Origin of the sequence: Fructilactobacillus sanfranciscensis DSM 20451, assembly GCF_001436035.1 — a bacterium.
Taxonomy (GTDB): domain Bacteria; phylum Bacillota; class Bacilli; order Lactobacillales; family Lactobacillaceae; genus Fructilactobacillus; species Fructilactobacillus sanfranciscensis.
The window spans coordinates 126,958-147,439 of the sequence record NZ_AYYM01000001.1; the positions used below are offsets into that span (position 1 = coordinate 126,958).

20 protein-coding genes are annotated in these 20,482 nt (G+C 33.8%); 2 read left to right on the forward strand and 18 right to left on the reverse strand.

Annotated elements, in window-relative coordinates; all coding sequences use genetic code 11:
• Positions 1-14: 14 nt before the first annotated feature.
• The 16 genes from ileS to FD36_RS00740 all read right to left on the reverse strand — a co-directional run bounded on the left by ileS (position 15) and on the right by FD36_RS00740 (position 16,645).
• Positions 15-2,816, reverse strand: a complete 2,802-nt coding sequence (gene ileS, locus FD36_RS00665; protein WP_056957542.1) for an isoleucine--tRNA ligase — start codon at positions 2,814-2,816, stop codon at positions 15-17.
• A gap of 200 nt (positions 2,817-3,016) precedes the next feature.
• Complete coding sequence (locus FD36_RS00670; protein ID WP_014082262.1) at positions 3,017-3,688, reverse strand: DivIVA domain-containing protein; 672 nt, start codon at positions 3,686-3,688, stop codon at positions 3,017-3,019.
• 12 nt (positions 3,689-3,700) lie between these two features.
• Complete coding sequence (locus FD36_RS00675; protein WP_056957543.1) at positions 3,701-4,492, reverse strand: YlmH family RNA-binding protein; 792 nt, start codon at positions 4,490-4,492, stop codon at positions 3,701-3,703.
• On the reverse strand, positions 4,492-4,773 hold the full coding sequence (locus tag FD36_RS00680) for a YggT family protein (protein WP_056957544.1): 282 nt from the start codon (positions 4,771-4,773) through the stop codon (positions 4,492-4,494). Before FD36_RS00680 ends, FD36_RS00675 begins: the two co-directional genes overlap by 1 nt.
• Complete coding sequence (locus FD36_RS00685) at positions 4,757-5,188, reverse strand: cell division protein SepF (protein WP_225361966.1); 432 nt, start codon at positions 5,186-5,188, stop codon at positions 4,757-4,759. Before FD36_RS00685 ends, FD36_RS00680 begins: the two co-directional genes overlap by 17 nt.
• Before the next feature lie 15 nt (positions 5,189-5,203).
• On the reverse strand, positions 5,204-6,406 hold the full coding sequence (ftsZ, locus tag FD36_RS00690; protein WP_056957545.1) for a cell division protein FtsZ: 1,203 nt from the start codon (positions 6,404-6,406) through the stop codon (positions 5,204-5,206).
• Between the two features lie 16 nt (positions 6,407-6,422).
• The gene (gene ftsA, locus FD36_RS00695) at positions 6,423-7,787 is read right to left on the reverse strand and encodes a cell division protein FtsA (RefSeq protein ID WP_056957546.1); all 1,365 of its coding nucleotides are present in this window, start codon (positions 7,785-7,787) and stop codon (positions 6,423-6,425) included.
• A 91-nt stretch (positions 7,788-7,878) separates the two neighbouring features.
• Positions 7,879-8,694 carry a cell division protein FtsQ/DivIB gene (locus FD36_RS00700; protein WP_056957547.1) on the reverse strand — a complete coding sequence of 272 codons (816 nt, stop codon included), beginning with the start codon at positions 8,692-8,694 and terminating at the stop codon, positions 7,879-7,881.
• Between the two features lie 12 nt (positions 8,695-8,706).
• A complete protein-coding gene (gene murG / locus FD36_RS00705; protein WP_014082269.1) occupies positions 8,707-9,813 on the reverse strand; it encodes an undecaprenyldiphospho-muramoylpentapeptide beta-N-acetylglucosaminyltransferase in 1,107 nt (368 codons plus the stop codon).
• A 2-nt stretch (positions 9,814-9,815) separates the two neighbouring features.
• Positions 9,816-11,189 (reverse strand): UDP-N-acetylmuramoyl-L-alanine--D-glutamate ligase, encoded by a 1,374-nt coding sequence (gene murD, locus FD36_RS00710; RefSeq protein ID WP_056957548.1) that lies wholly within the window; start codon positions 11,187-11,189, stop codon positions 9,816-9,818.
• A gap of 19 nt (positions 11,190-11,208) precedes the next feature.
• Positions 11,209-12,162, reverse strand: coding sequence for a phospho-N-acetylmuramoyl-pentapeptide-transferase (gene mraY / locus FD36_RS00715; protein ID WP_014082271.1), 954 nt, complete (start codon positions 12,160-12,162; stop codon positions 11,209-11,211).
• A 27-nt stretch (positions 12,163-12,189) separates the two neighbouring features.
• Positions 12,190-14,343 (reverse strand): penicillin-binding transpeptidase domain-containing protein, encoded by a 2,154-nt coding sequence (locus tag FD36_RS00720; protein WP_056957549.1) that lies wholly within the window; start codon positions 14,341-14,343, stop codon positions 12,190-12,192.
• The gene (locus FD36_RS00725; protein ID WP_056957550.1) at positions 14,340-14,711 is read right to left on the reverse strand and encodes a hypothetical protein; all 372 of its coding nucleotides are present in this window, start codon (positions 14,709-14,711) and stop codon (positions 14,340-14,342) included. The genes FD36_RS00720 and FD36_RS00725 overlap by 4 nt, the downstream gene beginning before the upstream one ends.
• Before the next feature lie 13 nt (positions 14,712-14,724).
• On the reverse strand, positions 14,725-15,669 hold the full coding sequence (gene rsmH, locus FD36_RS00730; RefSeq protein ID WP_056957551.1) for a 16S rRNA (cytosine(1402)-N(4))-methyltransferase RsmH: 945 nt from the start codon (positions 15,667-15,669) through the stop codon (positions 14,725-14,727).
• Between the two features lie 15 nt (positions 15,670-15,684).
• Positions 15,685-16,110 (reverse strand): division/cell wall cluster transcriptional repressor MraZ, encoded by a 426-nt coding sequence (gene mraZ / locus FD36_RS00735; protein ID WP_014082275.1) that lies wholly within the window; start codon positions 16,108-16,110, stop codon positions 15,685-15,687.
• 145 nt (positions 16,111-16,255) lie between these two features.
• On the reverse strand, positions 16,256-16,645 hold the full coding sequence (locus tag FD36_RS00740) for a DUF3397 family protein (RefSeq protein ID WP_014082276.1): 390 nt from the start codon (positions 16,643-16,645) through the stop codon (positions 16,256-16,258).
• A 93-nt stretch (positions 16,646-16,738) separates the two neighbouring features.
• Here FD36_RS00740 and FD36_RS06425 point away from each other — a divergent pair, with 93 nt between their 5' ends.
• Positions 16,739-16,864 (forward strand): DUF4044 domain-containing protein, encoded by a 126-nt coding sequence (locus FD36_RS06425; RefSeq protein ID WP_081462416.1) that lies wholly within the window; start codon positions 16,739-16,741, stop codon positions 16,862-16,864.
• Positions 16,865-16,900: 36 nt separating this feature from the next.
• Here the strand turns inward: FD36_RS06425 and FD36_RS00745 are convergent, their stop codons facing one another.
• Positions 16,901-19,210: a DNA translocase FtsK gene (locus FD36_RS00745; protein ID WP_056957552.1), complete on the reverse strand. Its 2,310-nt coding sequence runs from the start codon at positions 19,208-19,210 to the stop codon at positions 16,901-16,903.
• A gap of 11 nt (positions 19,211-19,221) precedes the next feature.
• Positions 19,222-19,746 carry a tRNA (uridine(34)/cytosine(34)/5-carboxymethylaminomethyluridine(34)-2'-O)-methyltransferase TrmL gene (gene trmL, locus FD36_RS00750; protein WP_056957553.1) on the reverse strand — a complete coding sequence of 175 codons (525 nt, stop codon included), beginning with the start codon at positions 19,744-19,746 and terminating at the stop codon, positions 19,222-19,224.
• A 130-nt stretch (positions 19,747-19,876) separates the two neighbouring features.
• Between trmL and FD36_RS00755 the strand changes: the two genes are divergently transcribed.
• Positions 19,877-20,458 carry a copper homeostasis protein CutC gene (locus FD36_RS00755; RefSeq protein ID WP_049777614.1) on the forward strand — a complete coding sequence of 194 codons (582 nt, stop codon included), beginning with the start codon at positions 19,877-19,879 and terminating at the stop codon, positions 20,456-20,458.
• The last annotated feature ends 24 nt before the right edge of the window (positions 20,459-20,482 follow it).

Sequence of the window (20,482 nt, forward strand, 5' to 3'; positions counted from 1 at the left end):
CGATTTTTGATTAGTTATTCTTCAAAGCCAGTTGTGGCAGTTTCTGGGAATTCATCACGTACAATTTTAGCACATCGTGCACAAAATTCAGGATAATCCGCATCACTACCAACATCAGTCTTAATCAAACGACAACGTTCACAAACTTTACCATCAGCGTGTTGCACTTCGATAGCAAATTTATCACCAAAAGTAGTTACATCATCTTCAGCATCTTCAATTGATTTAATTTCAAGTTCGGAAACCATCAAAATTTGGGCAACATCAACATTTAAGTCAGCCAAAGCTTTTTTGGTATCTTCATCAACATATAAAATTAGCTTAGCTTCTGAAGGTTTACCAATTACCTTATCATTTCGTGCATCTTCCATGGCCTTTAAGACGTCTTTTCGGAAGTTAAGGAAATTATTCCATTCTGCTGTAACTTCTTTTTCGTTAGCAAAATGTTTTGGTTCTGGCATTTCAGATAATTGAACAAATTCTTCTGGTTCTTGCAAGAAGCCCCAGATTTCTTCCGTCGTATGTGGCAAGATTGGCGTTAATAATTTAGTTAAAGCAACTAATGCTTCGTACATAACTGTTTGCATCCCACGACGACGTTTGTCATTTTCTGCATCTATATAAAGAATGTCTTTAGCAAAATCTAAGTAGAAAGCTGATAGGTTAGCTGTTAAGAAAGTCATGATCTCTTTGTTAATTGCCATGAAATCATAGTTATCATAAGATTTTTTCACGTTTTCAATTAAGTGATTTAATTTAACCAACATATATTGATCAACGGAAGTTAACTCATCATATGAAATTGAGTCCTTTTCTGGATCAAAATCACTGGTGTTAGCTAATAAGTAACGTACTGTATTCCGAATCTTCTTGTATGAGTCACCAACGGTTTTAAAGTTACCCATTGAAACGCGAACATCAGCTGATGTATCAACACTTGTAACCCAAAGACGGATAATATCGGCACCCATTTGTTTGATAACCTCTTCAGGTGCAATGGTATTTCCAAGTGATTTACTCATCTTGTGACCTTTACCATCAAGGGTAAATCCTTGTGATAGAAGATTCTTGTAAGGTGCGATTCCATCGTAAGCAACACTGGTAATTAAACTAGAGTTAAACCAACCACGATATTGATCAGAACCTTCAAGGTATAAATCAGCTGGATAAGTCAATTGGGGACGTTCTGCTAATACACCTTGATGTGATGAGCCAGAATCAAACCAAACATCCATAATGTCGTTTTCTTTGGTAAATTTACCATGAGGAGAATGTTCGTTAGTATAACCATCAGGAAGTAAATCTTTGGCTTCACGTTCAAACCAAACATCTGACCCATATTTTGCAAATAAATCTGCAACATGGTCAATGACATCTTTATCCATGATTGGTTCGCCATCTTCGCCATAAAAAATTGGAAGTGGAACACCCCAAACTCGTTGACGAGAAATTACCCAATCCCCACGGTCACGAATCATGTTGTAAAGTCTTTGTTTACCCCAACTTGGATTGAAGTTAACTGTATCAATGGCATCAAGAATATTTTGACGAATCTTAGATACGGAAGCAAACCATTGTGGAGTTGCACGGTAAATAACTGGTTTCTTAGTTCTCCAGTCAAATGGATAACTATGCTTATATGGCATGTAGTATACTAATTGACCTTGTTCTTTAAGTTTATCTAAGGCAATTTGATTAGCATCTTCATAGAAAACACCAGCAAAATCAGGACCGGCTTCTTTGGTTAAGTAACCTTTATTATCCACTGGAGCAAAGATTGGAAGACCATATTGTTTTCCAATGATGTAATCGTCTTCCCCATAACCAGGAGCGGTATGCACAAGACCAGTACCTGCATCATTGGTCACAAAATCACCAAGCATAGTAACTAACTTTTTACTGCTATCAAATGGATGTTCAGCAAGCACATTTTCTAATTCTGCACCCTTAACGGTTTTAAGAACTTTAACGTTTTTCCAACCAAACATTTCTGCATCTTTATCTAATAATTCAGTATCTAAAACATATTTCTTAGGATCATCATCATGTTGTACAACCGCATAATCAAAATCGGCTGAAATTGTAATTCCTTCTGAAGCAGGAATCGTCCAAGGTGTCGTAGTCCATACGACCATGTATGTATCATCATTGTCTAAGACACCTTTACCATCAACCACTTTTTCAGCAAAGAAAGCTGATGGTGATTCGACATCATGATATTCAACTTCTGCTTCAGCTAAAGCAGATTCAGATGACCATGACCAAATAACTGGTTTTAATCCTTTGTAAATTAAACCTTTTTCTGCCATTTTCCCAAACACACGTACTTCAGCTGCTTCAAATTCAGGCATTAAAGTAAGGTATGGATTATCCCAATCACCTTGTAAACCTAAACGTTTAAATTCAGTTCTTTGCCGATTGACTTGTTTTAAAGCATAATCATGACATAACTTTCTGAATTCATTGGTCGACATTTTTTTGCGATCATAACCAGCTTTTTTAAGTTGTTGTTCGATTGGAAGACCGTGAGTATCCCATCCTGGAACAAAAGGTGCACGAAAACCGTTCATTGATTTGTAACGAACGATAAAATCTTTGGTAATCTTATTCATGGCATGACCCATGTGAATATCACCATTGGCATATGGAGGACCATCGTGAAGTACAAATGATGGTTTTCCTTCGTTTAATTTTTGACGTTGTTGATAAAGTTGGTTATCTTCCCAGAGTTTTTCTCGTTCCAACTCTTTTACAGGAAGATTTCCACGCATTTTGAATTTGGTTTTACCAAGATTCAAAGTATCTTTGATTCGCATAATTTTACTCCTTAAATGTACAAAAAGACTCCGTCTACAAGGGACGAAGTCTTCGTGGTACCACCCAATTTTAGAATCGCAAGCGATTCACTCATTGTTTACTATTTAATTATTATTAAAGTGATCTTCAATTTAATAGTGACTATTGGGCTTACACCGAATCCCAATTCGCTTAAGTATTAATAAATTGCTTTCCGTCTTTAATATAATGTTCTCACTTCACCACTAGGAAGAATAAGTACAGTAGGTTTTAAATAACTACTTTTTTCAATTCCCTTTGGTAAAGTTTGATTACTTCCAGAGTTTACACTTTGGATAACTCCATTGTCAAGGTTTTCAACAGATAATTTAATCGTATCTAAATTTTTATAATCAATTCCGTCAACTAAATCAGTCCACTCAGAATTTTTAGCAAAATCTAATTGACTTTCTAACATACCAATCATTTTTTGCCGGAAAGATTTCAACTGTTCGCGATAATCATTAGTTGAAATTGCTAATGCAGCTGTTTCTTTAGAGCTTTCAGTAATTGCTCGATTAGCTTCTGACGTAGCATTTTCAATTAGTTCATTCGCTTTGCTTTGAGCAACCGCAATTGTTTCTTCAGCATCTCGATTAGCTTGTTTTCGTAAATTATCAGCTGCTTCTTGGGCAACTAAAATAGAAGAATTTAAAGCATCTTTATGATTATCATAATTGGTTAACTCTACAGAAATTTTCTTTACTTTTTCATTTAACCGTTCATTTTCATCTTTTAGGATTTGATAGTCTTTGGTTACTTGATCAAGAAAATCATTAACTTCATCAATATTGTAACCTCTCATTTTTGTGTTGAACTTTTTCTTATGGATATCCTCAGCTGATAGTACCATGTAAATCCCTCCTTATTTGTTTTTTATAACTTGAAAAGTTACTTTATACTTATCTTTTTTTGAAAAACCGTTATTTGCAGTCATTTTAATTCGACCGTGTCCGCGAACTGAAATTAAATCGTGAACTGCAATATCATAATCCGGCTTATTATATGTAAACCAATTGAGACGCACTTTTTCATGCAGAATCAATTCTTTAGCAACATTTCGTGAAATGTGAAAAACAGCAGCAATAATGACATCCATTCTTAAAGATGGCAACGTTAAATTAACCACCTTTGAATCATCAATCACATTTAAAACTTCGTTATTTGGCATTGAAACTAATTTAACTTTAATTCGACCAACTTGGTCAATTGAATTAATCAAATAAGGCGCCATTGATTTTTCAACTACCATTTCCCATTTTTCACCATCAGTAATAATGTCACCTAAAACATTTCTTTCAATTCCGGCTCCCATTACGGTTCCTAAAATTTGATTATGTTTGAGAGTAGCAAATTTAACTGGGTAATCAACTTTCAAAATTGCCAATTCAAAATCAGCAGATCGTGGTGAAAAATAATCCGGATAAATTAAGCCACGTTTCATTTCCGAATTAATATAACCACCATTGGATGCTAATCTGAGGTTGGGGTACCGATTAACTAATGTTTGTAATAAATAAATCTCCCGACCATTTAAAAAATCAGTTAAGATCGGACGATACTCAGTGTTAGCACGTTCAATCCAGTCACTAGCTAATTGCATAAATGGAATTTCACTTTGCCGAAAATGTTGTTGAACGTTCTCGTTAATTTTCATTACATTGCCAATTTAATGAAAAAATTAGTAATTCCAACGACTCCATACTGGATAAACCATAAAGCAATAATTGCTACCATGGGACCAAAGCCAATCATTCCCAGATGGATAAAATTAAAATAATTAAGAAACGGTTCAACTAATCGATTAATTAAACGACCAAGCCAGGAATCACTTGCTCCTGGGAACCAAGATAATAGTGCCCAAATTACAATCAAAAAAATATAAACGTTAATAGCATAATACAATAAAGTTCCAATTAAATTAATTGCTGTAATCATTTTTATTCTCCAAACGTTTGTTAAATCGTTGCTTTACGTCACCATCAATCGCGAAATTTTTGGGTGCACAAAGATAAACATGTTCATCAATTTGTTGAATGCTACCATCAATTGCAAACACAGTTCCGTTAAGAAAATCAACAATACGACGAATTGTAGCTGGCTGAACATTATTCATTTTGATTAGAACAGCATTTCCATTCATTAATTTGTTTGAAATGCTTTTAGCATCAGCAAAAATACGTGGCTCCATAATATTAATCTGACTATCGGGAATTCTATTTTCTGTTATAGAAAAAACCTTCCTTGGATTAAGATTAGGTCTTCCATTAACATTTCTATTTAAATTTTCATAGTTTTCATTATCAGCCTCATCTGGCATTCCAAAAAAACTATTAAAAATATTTTTTGCCATGACTACACCTCACTACTAATTGTTACGGTATTTAAAATTAAATGGTGGAATATCATCATTTGAATTATCACCATTATCATCATCTTCAGAGGTTTTAAATGGTTCAAAATCCTTCTTTTCAACGTTAGCAAAACGACGATCAACAGTATCATTGTTCTGAGAATTATCTAAGCTAGGACTAACTGGTTTAGTTGGTTCAACTACTTGATTATTTGATTTAATTGAAGTGTTAAGTCCCGGTGTATTTACAATTGGATTTGAATCATCATCAATTCCTGTTGCAATCACTGATACACGAATTTCATCACCCATGTCTTCATTAATTGAAGTACCAAAAATAATGTTTGTATCATCCGAAGTGGCATCACGAATGATATTTGCAGCATCTTGTGCTTCAAAAATTCCTAAATCAGTTCCACCAGTAATGTTTAGCAATACTTGCTTAGCACCATCAATTGAAACCTCAAGTAATGGTGAATTAATTGCCTTTTTAGTTGCCTCAGCAGCTCTGTTTTCTCCAGTTGCTGAACCAACACCCATTAAAGCAGTTCCTTTGTCTTTCATAATGGTGGTAACATCAGCGAAATCAAGGTTCACGTATCCAGGACGAGTGATTAAATCAGAAATTCCTTGAACACCTTGACGCAAAACGTTATCAGCATCATGTAAAGCACCTAAAAATGTGGTCTTCTTATCGGCCATTTCTAATACTTGATTATTTGAAATAACAACCATGGTATCAACATTTTGTTTTAATGCTTCAAGACCTTCACTGGCATTATGTGAACGAGCTGGTCCTTCAAAAGTAAAGGGACGAGTTACAACTGCAACGGTTAAAGCACCCATGCCTTTAGCAATTTTAGCAATAATTGGAGCAGCACCGTTACCAGTACCACCACCCATTCCAGCAGTAACAAATACCATGTCAGAGCCTTTTAGAGCATTGGTAATATCTTCTTGACTTTCTTCGGCTGATTTTGCACCAACTTCAGGATTAGATCCAGCTCCTAGACCTTTGGTTAATTTAGGTCCAAGATTAATTTTAACTTCAGCCTTAGAATCATTTAAAGCTTGAACATCAGTGTTAGCAGCAATAAATTCTACTCCTTTAACACCATCTTCAATCATACGGTTAACGGCGTTTCCACCACCACCACCAATACCAATAACTTTGATGTTAGCTCCTTTGTTAGCATTTTGATCAATTGAGTAATCCATTATTTCATCCTCCGAGTCATTCAAAGAAATTCTTTAAAGCAAATCTTGACTTTGCCTTTTTGGATTTCTTATCATCTTTTTTTAGTTTTTTTAGTGAAGCAAAGATACCTTCATGATCTTCTTCATTTGTTCCAGTAACCTGTGGGGTTTCACGACGTGTTTGTCTTATTTCTTCAACTGTTTCATTTTCTTCAGTTAACGGTTCTTCTAAGTAAAAATTATCATCAAAAGCAGAACGAACAACCTTAATAATTTCATCCATCTTATTTGCATACTCTACTAAAGCTAGAGCATTTGCAAACGATGCATGCCGAATTCCCATTTGGTTAGGGGTATAAATTCGGACATTAACACCAAATGTATTTGCAGCCAATTCCGCAATTCCAGGCATTGAAGAAACACCACCGGTCATTACGATTCCACCAGGCATTCCTAAAGCATTAGCTTCAACAAGTTTATCACGTAGGCGTCTAAAGATTTGATCCAAACGAGCTTCAATAATTTGTGCTAGCAGTTTCTCTGATACGTTTTCTGGTTGACTTTTACCAACAATGTCAACTGGAAAATTGTTTTCAGCAGAAGCTTGGTCGACGTTAGCAAATCCATATTCATTCTTAATGTTTTCGGCATCTTTAAATGACGTACCAAGTACTGATGAAATATCTTTAGTAATGAATTGACCACCTTCATGGTCAACATCAACGTACTTAAGTTCATAATTATGAATGACAGCAGCAGTTGATTGACCACCACCAAGATCAATTAAAATTGTTCCAAAATCTTGTTCTGGATCACTAAGAATTGTCCGGCCTTCAGCCTCAGCACTTACCAACATCATATCAATGTTTAATCCAGCTTTTTCAACTGCTTTTCTCACATTATGTATAATTGTTTTGGGTCCGGTAATAATCCGACCTTCCAGTTCAAGATGTGATCCCACCATTCCACGTGGATCAAAAATTTGATCAAAACCATCAATTTTAAATTCTTCTGGAATTAAATCAATTAATTCGCGTTCTTGCGGAATATTATTAGTAATAGCGGCTTGCGCAACATCAGCAATATCTTGGTTATTAATTTCTTGAGAACTATCAGGAAGATTAATCATTCCTGAACAGTGACTAATTGAAATTTTATCAGCTGGCAATCCAACAACAACACTACTAATTTCAACTCCAGACTTTGTTTCAGCCTGAGAAATCGTTTTTTTAATCGCTTGAGCTGCTTTATCAATATCAACAATAATCCCCCGACTAACGCCAGCAGACTCTTCATTTCCAAATCCAATTACACTAACTAGTCCATCAACTTGTTGAGCAACAATGACTTTGATTGAAGTTGTTCCAATATCCAAACCAATGTAAATATCTGAATCATTCATGCTTTGGACCTCCTACTTATCTAATGGTACCTTTAACTAATATATAGCTTAAGTTTACCATATAACAGAATTTATTTTAAAAAAGTATACATTATTTAATTGGTGTTGCATATGCCCCATATTCCATATTTACAACACTTGGCCGTTTTAATGTTGTTTTGATGCTTGGATAATATGCCATTTTTTTTGCTAATTGATCATTTTGTAAAACAACTTGATTTCCATCGTTTAAATACACTTTAACTTTTTGAGGATCATCAACGGTAGTTTCTTTTTTTACTTCTTTGACATCTGCCTTTAAATCATTGGGCAATTTTTCATATTGAAGTAGAGTAGTCTTAATTCGTTTTTTATTTGAAAATCCCTGTAAAATAAGCACATTCTTTTTATTGTTAATCGAAGCGGGTTGCTTAACCGTCTCACCACGATCATTAACCGGATAATAATGACCATCGTGTTTAAAATATGCATAAAAATCATAAAATCTAATTTTCAAAATAGCTTCGTTATGCCCTTTCCAGTTGATTTTTACATTTTTTACATTAATATCATTTTGTTTAACCAGCTTAATAACTTTTGGTTCATTAAGCTTAACCATCATTAGTGAGTCTCCAACTTGAATTGGTAAATTATTTTTTAGTTGATTTTGATCTTGTAAAGCCTCAATGCTAATATTTTTCACTTTACTATATGGAGAAACAAAATATCCTGAAATTAAAGCAATTATTATAAAAAATAAACATAGTGGTAAAGCCGTTTTAAAAATAAGTCGACGTCGATACTTTTTTATTTTTTTATTTTTTCTTCCAACCCGTAATCGACTATTTTTTCTCACTTTTTTTTCAATATATTTATTTAAATGTTCATTTTCGATAGGATCATTAGAAAACTGCTGGTCTTCTTTCATAAACTCACCTACTTATTTACGATGACTAGCAATGGCACTCTTACAAACCTGAAGTAGTTGATCTGCAGCATCAGTAACACCCATTTCTTTTGCATTGTCTGCCATTTCTTTACGACGCTTATCATCATTCATTAATAAATCGACCTTAGATACTAAAGAATCTCCATTTAAATCAGCTTCTGTTTCAATAATTGCGGCAGAGTTTTTAACTAAACTCATGGCATTTTTAGTTTGATGGTCAGCAGTAACATATGGACTAGGAATTAAAATCGAAGGAATTCCTAAGGCTGTGATTTCAGCTAAGCTTGTTGCCCCTGCTCTTCCAACAATTAAAGCCACTTTAGGAAGAACTGCTGGCATATTAGAGATGTATGGCAAAATTTTAATGTTTTCATTAACTTTAACGTCCTTCAAAGCAGTTTTAACACCATCAAAACGATTCTTACCAGTTACAAAAACAACTTGATAATTTTTGTCATCAAAAGCTGGAATGGCTTGTTCGGTTGCACTATTGATTTTTAGAGCACCTTGGCTACCGCCAAAAATTAGAACAGTTGGTACATTATCTTGTAAGCCAATTTCTGACCAAGAAAAATTGCTTTTAATCTTAGCAACTTGCTGGGCACGTGGATTCCCGGTAAAAACTACTTTTTCTTCTGGAAATTGTGCTTTTGCTTCATCAAATGCAATTCCAATCTTATCAACATAACGACTAAGAAATTTATTCGTCCAACCAACTACACTATTTTGTTCATGAATAACCGTTGGAATACCCATTTTAGCAGCAGCATACAAAACTGCTCCAGATACATAACCACCTGTTCCTACTACTACATCAGGCTTGAAATCTTTAATTATTTTCTTAGCTTTATGGACACTTTCTAAAAATAAGTAAATAGTCTTGAAGTTATACATTGTTAGCAATTTACGCTTAAAACCTTGAATTTTTAAGGGTTTAAACTTTAATCCTTTTTCAGGAACAATATTTTTTTCAAGTCCCCGTTCAGAACCGACATACAAGACATCCGCATTTTTATCTTGAGCTTGTAATGCCTCAACTAGTGATAAAGCTGGATAAATATGTCCTCCAGTTCCACCACCGGATACAATCATTTTCATGGTTATTCCTCCTTTTTACCGGTCAACTTTTCAACGTCCTTTATATATTGATCTCCACGAATTTCAAAACTTGGAAATTGGTCCCAACTTGCATTAGCTGGTGACAACAATACAATTTCACCTGGCTTACTCATTTCGTAAGCTACGGGAACTGCTTCATCAAGATTATCGACCACTTTAATTTGTGGAACTCCAGCTTTTTGAGCACTATCTTTTAATAATTGAGCAGTTTCTCCAAATAGAACAATTCCATTCAAATGCTTTTTGAAATCTGGTTCTAACTTTTCAAAAGTATACCCTCGATCTAATCCACCAGCCAATAAAATGATTGGCTTTTTGAACCCTTCGATAGCCATTTGTGTTGCTTCAATATCAGTAGCTTTTGAATCATTGTAAAAATCGCGTCCATTTGATGAAAGCACAAACTGATTACGGTGCCGAACTCCACCAAAATTTTTAAGTACTTTTACGATTTCAGTTGCAGAAACTCCAGATAATCTTGCTACCGCAATTGCTGCTAAAGCATTTTCAACATTCTGTTCTCCTGGAATCCGAATGTCTTTGGCTTTCATAATGTATTCATCGCGAAAATATAACTTACCATCACGTTGATATGCGCCATCTTCATAATTACCTTTTACTGAAAAAGGAACGACCTTAGCTTTGCTACGTTTCGACAACTTACGCCATTCTTCACGATCAAAATTCATTACTAAATAATCATCCGCAGTTTGATTTTTTGTAATTTGCATTTTAGCATTAATGTAATTTTCTCGTGTTTTATGATAATCTAAATGATTTTCAAAAATATTAGTAATAACGGCAATATGGGGATGCAAAGTTGTAATTCCTAAAAGCATAAAACTAGAAAGTTCCATAACAATTTCATCATTAGAAGTTGCTTTTTCGGCTACTTTAGTAGCTGAAATTCCAATATTTCCTGCTCTGTATGCCTTTCCTTTTTCATTTCCTGCATTTAGCATTTCAGCAATCATTGTAGTCGTCGTCGTTTTCCCATTACTACCAGTAACGCCAATCAACTTGGCATTGGCAATTTCACCAGCTAATTCAATTTCAACAATTACTGGAATCTTTTTATCTTCAGCGGCTTTAACTAAAGGAACGTCATAATTAATTCCTGGATTTTTTATCATTAAATCAACATTATCAAGCAATGATAACGGTGATTTTCCAGCAACAACTTTAACACCAGCCTTAACTAGTTCATCAAAATCAGCAATTTCAGATGCTGGTTTAGCATCTGTTAAAGTCACATTAGCACCTAGTTTAATCAATAATTTTGCTGCATTAGTACCACTTAGTCCAGCACCAAAAACTAACACATTTTTATCTTTATAATCATTAATTTGTTTCATTTTAAATTCTCCTGCGGAATTATAGCATTACATAAACACCGGTAATTGAGGTAAAAAGCCCAATCAACCAAAATACAATATCAATTTTCCATTCACTCCATCCACTCATTTCAAATGAATGATGAATTGGTGTCATTTTAAAAATTCGTTTTCCAGTTAAACGGTAATAAGAAACTTGAATCATCACACTAAGTGTTTCAACCACAAACATTAATCCAATCCAAACCAAGGATAATTCATGGTGAAGCATAATTGAAACAGCTGCTAAAATTGCCCCTAAAGCTAATGAACCCATATCACCCATGAAAATTTTGGCAGGTTTATGATTAAACAATAAGAATGCTAATAACGATCCAACGATTGCTAAACAAAATGCCATTACTTCATATTGAGATTGAGAATAAGCAACAACTGCATAGGCCGCAAATGAAATTGCTGATAACCCACTAGCTAAACCATCTAAACCATCAGTTAAGTTTACGGCATTTGAAAACCCAGTTAGCCAAAAAATTATGAATAAGATATATAGGAAGCCTAAATGCAAATCACTTCCAAAGACATTGATTGCCATTGGAAAACCATTTGCCCAATACACAAGTGCAAAAATCAATGAACCAAAGATTTGTAATGCAAATTTTTGCCACGCCTTAAAGCCGTCATTTTGGTGATTAAAAACTTTAATACTGTCATCCCACATTCCAATCAAACCGAAAAACAAGAAAACAAATAATAAAATCATTAAATTTGCATTTAAATCATGGAACATAACACCATAAGCAATTCCAGTAATTAAGGTTGCTGTGATAAAACCTAGTCCTCCCATAGTAGGAGTGCCACCTTTACTCTTGTGCCAACTTAGTCCCTGAGTCCAAATAACTTGACCTTCCTTATGTGCTCTAAAGTACGAAATTAAAAATGGAGTAATACATAAAGTTAAAATAAACCCTCCAAGTAGAGGTAAAAGCCATTTCATAATTAAAAATTCCTTTCATATTTTGATTTAATTACTTAAATTAACATCTAATTGTGCATGCTCATCAAACTCATCATTTGCTTTAATACTTTGTGCAGTTACGTTTCCTTCACCATTAAACGATACTTTGATGTTGGTCAAGGATGCAAAGTCTTCCACTTCTTCACGAGACCATCCTGTTAAATCAGGCATTGTCATCCGACCATCGGTTAACAACATTACTCTTCGAGACAAGTCTTTTGGCGCGTCAGCTGATGGATTTTGTTTAACAACCGTATTTCCTTTTCCGATGACAACATTTTGAATTCCCTTAGAATTTAATTTATTTTGTGCTTCTGACACAGGATCTCCAGCTACTTTAGGAATTTTTGCGGTCTTTACTTTGGTAATTTTATTCTCCAACGCTTTTTTCATAACCACATTAAAATTATCACCCATTACTTTAGTTGTTGGGGTAGATATGTTTTGGGGTTGTTTCATTGTCACATACATAATATACCGCGGATGACTAGCTGGTACCATTTCGATTACTGAGTATAGATAACTAGAATTCCCATTACCATATTGACCACTACTATCAGTTACTTGAGCTGTACCGGTTTTAGCTGCTACTTTATAACCATCCATTTTAAAGTCTTGTCCAACTGCATATGGTTTATAAACCGCATCTTCCATATGTTTTCTTACTGAAATTGCTGTTGATGCTTTAATTGGATGACCAACAACCTTTTTAGAATATGACTTAACAACCTTTTTATTTTTTGAATCTGTTACTTTAGAAATAAATTGTGGTTGAATCATTTCACCATTATTAGCAATGGCCGTAAATCCTTGTAACATTTGTAAAGCTGTTACTTGAATCCCTTGTCCAAATGCAGTATTTGCCTGTTCAATTGGCTCTTTAAATTGAATTATTCCATGAGCTTGTTTATCAATTTGTGATGTATTATTTTTTAGTAATTGAAAACGGTTAATATATTTTTTCCAAGTACTTGCACCCATCAATTGTTCAACATGAGCCATGGCAACGTTACTTGACATAGCAAAACCTTGGTTAAATGAGATAATTCCCCAACCATTTGGATTCCAATCGGGAACAATTGCATCTCCAATTTGAAACTTACCAGATTGGTATGTAGCCTTCCCATTGTAGTGACCACTATCAATGGCTGAGGCAAGCGAAAAGACTTTCATAGTTGAACCTGGTTCATAAAGATCTTGGGTTAATGTATCTCGCCAAACATCCCCCAGTCCTTTACCAGTTTCTGGATTAAAAGTTGGGCGTTGTGAAGCTGCTACAATCTTTCCAGTTTTGGCATCCATTAAAATTGCATTCATACTTTTAGGGTTTGCTTCTTGTTGGGCCTTATTCATTTGATTTTCTAGCAACAACTGAAGACTAGGGTTAATTGTAGTATGAACATTATCTCCATTTTTAGCGGGGATTTCTTTGCTATCACCAGATGGAATTTTATATCCATAATTATCTTCTTGACTAGATTTAAATCCGTTTTTCCCTGTTAAAAATTTGTTAAACGATTGTTCAATACCCATTTGACCAACTAAATTATTTTGTTTCGTTTTAACATTCTGAATTAGCGACGCTAGTCCAACAATATGAGAAGCAAAAACACCGTTTGGATATAAACGAGCAGGTTCAGCAACAAAGTTTAAGCCCGTCAAATGATGGGCTTCAATTTTCTTCTTAGTCATCAAGCCAATATTCTTTCCAGCGTTACCAAACTCAACTTGAAAAGCTTTTTTATTTTTAGGGTTTAGTACCTTATATGCAGCATCATAAGAAACAGGTAAGTTTTCTGATAAAATCTTTGCTGTTTTCTTTTTATTCTGTACATATTCAGGTTTCCCAGAAGCACTTTTTTGTTTTTTACTAATTACAGCGTAAAGCGAATATGTGTTAGTATCCTCTGCCAAAGGATCATTGTTATTAGCAACAATCTTTCCACGTTGAGCTTGTATGATACTACTTCGGTTGTATAAAAGCTTCGTTTTATGAACTAAGTCAACTCCGTTTGCAGTTTTAAAAAGTGCTTTAGTCGAAAAAGAGCCGATAATCGCAACAAAGATTAAAGATACCGAAAACAAAAAGATTCTTCCAAAGTTTCTTCGATTTCTTGCGGCTTGTTGTTGATTATGCAGCTGATTTTGCTTATTTATCATCTTGTTACATCCCTTACGTTGGAATTGGTAATTGAAAGATTATCTTTTTTTACCACTTGATTAATAGCATCATTTTCCATTCCGTCTAATGTTTGGCTCATACTTTGATTTTCATCATTAAGCCGATTATTTTGTGATGTAATATTCTGTAAAGAACGTTGTGAAACGTTAATTGCATTTTTAGTTGAAACAATTGAAACAAGTAAAAAAAACGATACAAATACGCCAATTCCAATTAACATTTTTTCAAATACTGATAATGTTAATTGTCCATTTTCAATTGTAGTTACATTAGCCGGTTTTTGTTCGTGCGAAACTGTATATGTATGACTAGAAATTTCCTTTCTAGCTAGTCCGCCTTGTGCCATAGCCTAAATCCCCCTATTTAATTCTTTCTATAATTCTTAATTTTGCACTATGTGATCGACGATTTTCTAATTGTTCACCTTCACTAGGTAAGATGGGCTTTTTTTGGACCATCTTAAAATGAGGTTGCATCTCTTCAGGAATCACGGGAATATTGGGCGGTAAATTTTCGATAGTTGTTTTTTCTTTAAACATTCTTTTAACTAACCGATCTTCCAAAGGTTGAAAAGTAATTACACTGATTCTTCCGTGAATTTTCAAACGGTCAATCGCTTGCTCTAAAGATTCTTCTAAAGCTCCTAGTTCATCATTAACAGCAATCCTAATTGCTTGAAAAACTTTTTTAGCTGGATTACCACCATGTCGTCTAGCAGCCGCTGGAATAGCATTTTTAATAATTTCGGCTAATTCAGTAGTAGTATTAATTGGTTGGTCAGCTCTAATTCTTTCGATGCTTCTAGCTACTTGTTTAGAAAATTTTTCTTCTCCATATCGGAAAAAAATTCTTACCAGTTGTTCATATGGCCATTCATTAACTACTTTCCAAGCATCAAGTTTTTGGCGTTGATCCATTCGCATATCTAAACGAGCATCTTTTTGATAACTAAATCCACGTTCAGCATCATCAAACTGAGGCGATGAAACTCCTAAATCATAAACAATTCCGTCAACTTCACTAACTCCTTGTTCGCTCAAGTCTTTGGCTAAATTACGAAAGTTATCATGAATAAAAGTTAATTCATTTTCAGCTAAATATTTTTTTAGATGTTCTTTATTGTATTCAATTGCGTGGTCATCTTGATCAAACGAATATAAATGACCATTGGTTAGATGGGAAAGCAATAAAGCACTATGTCCTCCTCCTCCCAGTGTACAGTCAACATAAATACCATCTGGTTTAACCTCTAATCCATCAATTGCCTCATTCAACATAACGGTAACATGATTAAATTCTGTCATTTTTTACCTCCTTTTCTAAAAATCTAATAAATTTTCTGCAATTTCATTAAAGTCATCTTGAGATTCTTCTGTATATGTATCCCACTTATCCGCATCCCAAATTTCAAAACGCGTTGATACACCAGTTAAAACGCAATTTTTAACTAATCCAGCATACTTAACAAGTGAAGAAGGGAGGTTAACTCGTCCTTGTTTATCAATTTCACATTCAGTTGCTGCCGAGAAAAATAAACGTGAAAAAGTTCTTGCATCTTTTTTATTAAATGGTAATTTATCAACTTCTGCTTGAACTTTTTCCCATTCTTCAGCGGAATATCCAAATAAACATCCATCCAAACCACGTGTTATAACAAAAACTTGACTTAATTGCTCCCGAAATTTAGCAGGAATGATGATTCTGCCTTTGGAGTCAATATTGTGACGATATTCACCCATAAACATGGCAGCATCACTTTCTTCCTAATAATAATTTTAGTCTACCACAATCTGTCACTTTGAACCACTTTTCCCCAACTTTTTACCACAAAAATAAAATTTATAAAAAAAAGGACATTGAGAATAAATTCTCAATGTCCTTAAAAGACTTCTACACTATGATTTTTATGGCAAAAGATAAAAAATAAAAAAACAACCAATAAAGATCGCCAAATCGCCAGAAGGCAATCAAATATTTTTTTAGAACTAATTCTCCTCTTGAAAAAATTAAATAAATGATCCAAATAATTCCAATAATCATCCAAATAAAAATTAATATGGGTAAAAATGTATTTCCTTGACCATTAATTGTTAAGATTGGAATAGCAATAATTGCAAAAACGGGAAAAAGATCAATTAATTTAACACGATTCAAATACCGGTTATTCAACATCCTTTTTATAATGCTTAAAATTAAGCAACTAATTATTAATCCCAATAGTGGTTTACATTGGCTAGCAAATAATTCACTTAAAGTTTGTGGATATGAAATTAAACTCATAATTTACCTCATTTCATTCTCAGTTAGATAGTTGCAATGTCTTAAATCCAAAGTTAAAATAAAGAATATTAGATAACGAAAGTGGTGTTAACTTTGACAAAATGGCGTGATAAAACAACTTTTCAAAAGATTTTATACATATTTGTATGGATTATGATTATTATTACTCTCTTAGGTGTGATTCTTGTATCTGCATCTGCTGTATTTGAAAATATGTAATAAAAAAGACTGGAGTTTATGCCCCAGTCTTTTTTATTAGGAATCACTTTTAGATTTCTGCTTATAGACTGGACGCGGTGTACTACCTCGTTGTTCACCAATATAACCTCGATTGTACATATCATCAATAATCCGTGCCGCACGATTATAACCAATTCTAAAACGTCTTTGTAACATAGACGTGCTGGCCTTATGTTCATCAATCACAAAATCCAGCGCCTCATCAAAAAGTTCATCTTTTTCTTCGTCATTTTCTTCTTGTTTCATTTCAGCATCTGTTACTACCATATTATCATCGTAGTCTGGTTCACCTTCTGACTTAACAAAATCGACTACATTTTCGACATCTTGATCTGAAATAAAAGATCCTTGAATTCTGGTTGGTTTATTTTGATCAATTGGTTCAAAAAGCATATCACCCCGACCAAGTAATTTTTCAGCACCATTTGAATCAAGAATAGTTCTTGAATCTGTCCCGCTCGAAACAGCAAAGGCAATTCTAGATGGAACATTAGCTTTAATTAAACCAGTAATAACATCAACTGACGGACGTTGTGTTGCTAAAATCATGTGAACACCAGCTGCTCGTCCCATTTGTGCCAAACGAATAATAGCTGTTTCAACTTCATTAGAAACTGTCATCATTAAATCAGCTAATTCATCAACTACAACAACTATATAGGGTAATGTAGGAATATCTGTTCCATTTTTTGCATTTTCTTCTTTTACAAATTCATTATAAGTATCAATTTTTCGTTGACCAGTTTTAGCAAATAATTCATAACGTTTTTCCATTTCTTCCACAACTTTGTTTAACGCACGAGCTGCCTTCTTTGGTTCCGAAACAACTGGTGAAAGTAAGTGTGGAATCCCGTTATAAACTCCTAGTTCTACCTTTTTAGGGTCAATCAACATTAATTTAACTTGATTAGGGGTTGCTTTAAGCAAAATACTCGTTAAAATTCCATTTATTGCAACTGATTTACCACTTCCAGTTGAACCAGCAATTAATAAATGAGGCATTTTAGTAATATCACAAGAAATAACATTTCCATTAACATCTTTTCCTAGTGGAACACTTAAAACTTTTTCCATGCCTTTTTTATCTTGTGATTCAAACGTATCACGGAAAGAAACCATTGATATTTCACGATTAGGAACTTCAATTCCAATTAACGATTTTCCTGGAATGGGAGCTTCAATTCGAATATCTTTAGCTGCTAATGCAAGGGCTAAATCATCGCTCAAATTAACAATTTTACTAACTTTTACCCCAATTGCTGGGTGTAATTCGTATTCTGTAACTGACGGACCTAAGCTTACATTTTTAACTTCAGCATCAACACCAAAACTCTTCAAAGTTTTTTGCAAAATTTCCATATTTTTATCAATTTCTTTGATTTCTTTAGTTTGATCAGTTTGTGGAATTTGTGCTAATAAATCAGTTGAAGGTAACTCATAATCACCATCACTTGCTTGAATCTGTCTTTGAAAACCTTTTGTATTAGTTTGATTTTCGCTAGCCATGTTGATACTTGGTTTACTTTTTTCCACTTTGTTAGGATGCGGCTTAATTTCGCTTCTATTTTCTTCATCAGATTGAATTTTTTCAGAATCTTTTTCATCATTAAAGGTTGGTTGAATTGTTTTACCAATTTTGTTAGTAGATTTACTTTGATTAGTAACTTGCTTTTGTAGTTTTCGACGTTGGTATTTAGCATTAAGTGCAGCAATCCATTTTTTTGAGATATTAATAATTGATTTTGCCCAAGTTCCAACCGGAATTTTAAAGAATACAATCGTACCAGTTAACATTAATAAAATCGATAAACCAACAGCACCAGGAAACGAGATTAAAGTATCAAAAAGCTGTAATAATCCTGCACCAATCATACCCCCACCAACATTGGTAATCGTTGTACTACGAGAAAAATCGTCCATAATGGTTTGCCAAGTGATATTAATGAACTGATACTTTTGTCCTAAAATATTAAACATCATAGCTGATGCAAACAAAAGATAACCCACTAATCCAACAAGGACACCCCAAATAAAATGATCTTTAATTTTAGGTAAAGGACGCTCAACAAATAGAAACCCACCAACAATCGCTAATAAAACCCAAATTAACCGATACGCATTTCCAAATGGAATTCTAATTAAATTAGCAAACAAATTCCCAATTAAGCCGAAATTAAAGAACGCTAATGCACCAATTAAACCCAAAATTAATCCAATAAAATTGACTTTATTTTCTAATAAAAATTTAAATGAGCGATGAAAAAAACCTTCTTTTTTCTTTTTTCTACTTCTTGGTTTTCTCTTTGTTTTTCTTCTAGTCGCCAAAAAAATTCTCCTTACTTTTTAAATTCAGATAGTTTATCGTGTTCATAATTATGAACTTTATTGAGCCCCACAAAATTTTGTTGACGTAATGCTTCATAAATCACAATTGCTGCACTATTAGAAAGATTGAGTGCTCGGATATGTGAATCGTCTTGTGGAATTCGAATTGCTTGTTGAGCATATTTTTGTTCAAATTTCTCTGGAAGACCAGTAGTTTCTTTACCAAATAAGAAATATCTATCCTCTTTAACATCAGAATAATCATGATCTGTATAATTAAATTTTCCAAATTTTGAAACTAAAAATAAGTTTTGCTTATTTTCAACGGTCTCTAAAAATTCTGGTAAGCTCTCATGATAATTAATTTCTACTTTATCCCAATAATCTAGACCAGCACGTTTTAAATGTTTGTCATCAATGGTAAACCCTAAGGGCTTAATTAAATCTAAAACAGTATCAGTTCCCGCACACGTTCTAGCAATATTACCTGTATTAGCGGGCATAAGGGGTTCAAATAAAACGATATGATTTGTCATCTTGTTTCTCCAATTCTTTTGTTTCGGTAAACTTTAACACTTAATTATACCATGTTGCTTAAATTTAAATTTTACAATCTCTGAATTATAGTACAAAAATCAGTATAATGAACTTATTGGAGGGATTCAAATGACTTATATTGAACCATTAGTAGATTGTTTTCGTGATGTTCCAACTGCTACAAAACAAACTAAAGTACGAATTGCTTTAGCAAATAAAAAAATGACACCTAGTCGGGGTTTAATTGCCGCTTCAGTCACTTACACTCATGAACACCAAGTAAGTTTAGATGTTTTTGTAAATGCTAACTGCACAAGTAGCATATTTAACGATTCTGAAATAAAATTAATGGAGGATGATTTATTTCAATGCCAGGAACTTGGTGTAGACGGTGTGATTATTGGTGCAACAACCGCTGACCACAAAATTGATGAAGAAGCCATGGATATTTTAATTGGCGCATCAGACGGAATGGAAATGTTCTTTTCTCCTGCTTTCGCTGACATTGACGAAAAAGATTGGGATAAAAGCATTGCGTGGTTGATTGACCATAATTTCACTGGAATTGTAGCTAATCAAAATTTAAGTGCACTAAATCAGCACTTGCTAAAAGAAAATTCTCTTCGCTTAATACCTTTAACTAAAGGGGCCAAAGATTTAGCCGAAGTTGAAGCAGAATTTAAACCATTTATTTGCATTAACCAAAAATAAAAAAATGAGTGATTAGAAATTAAT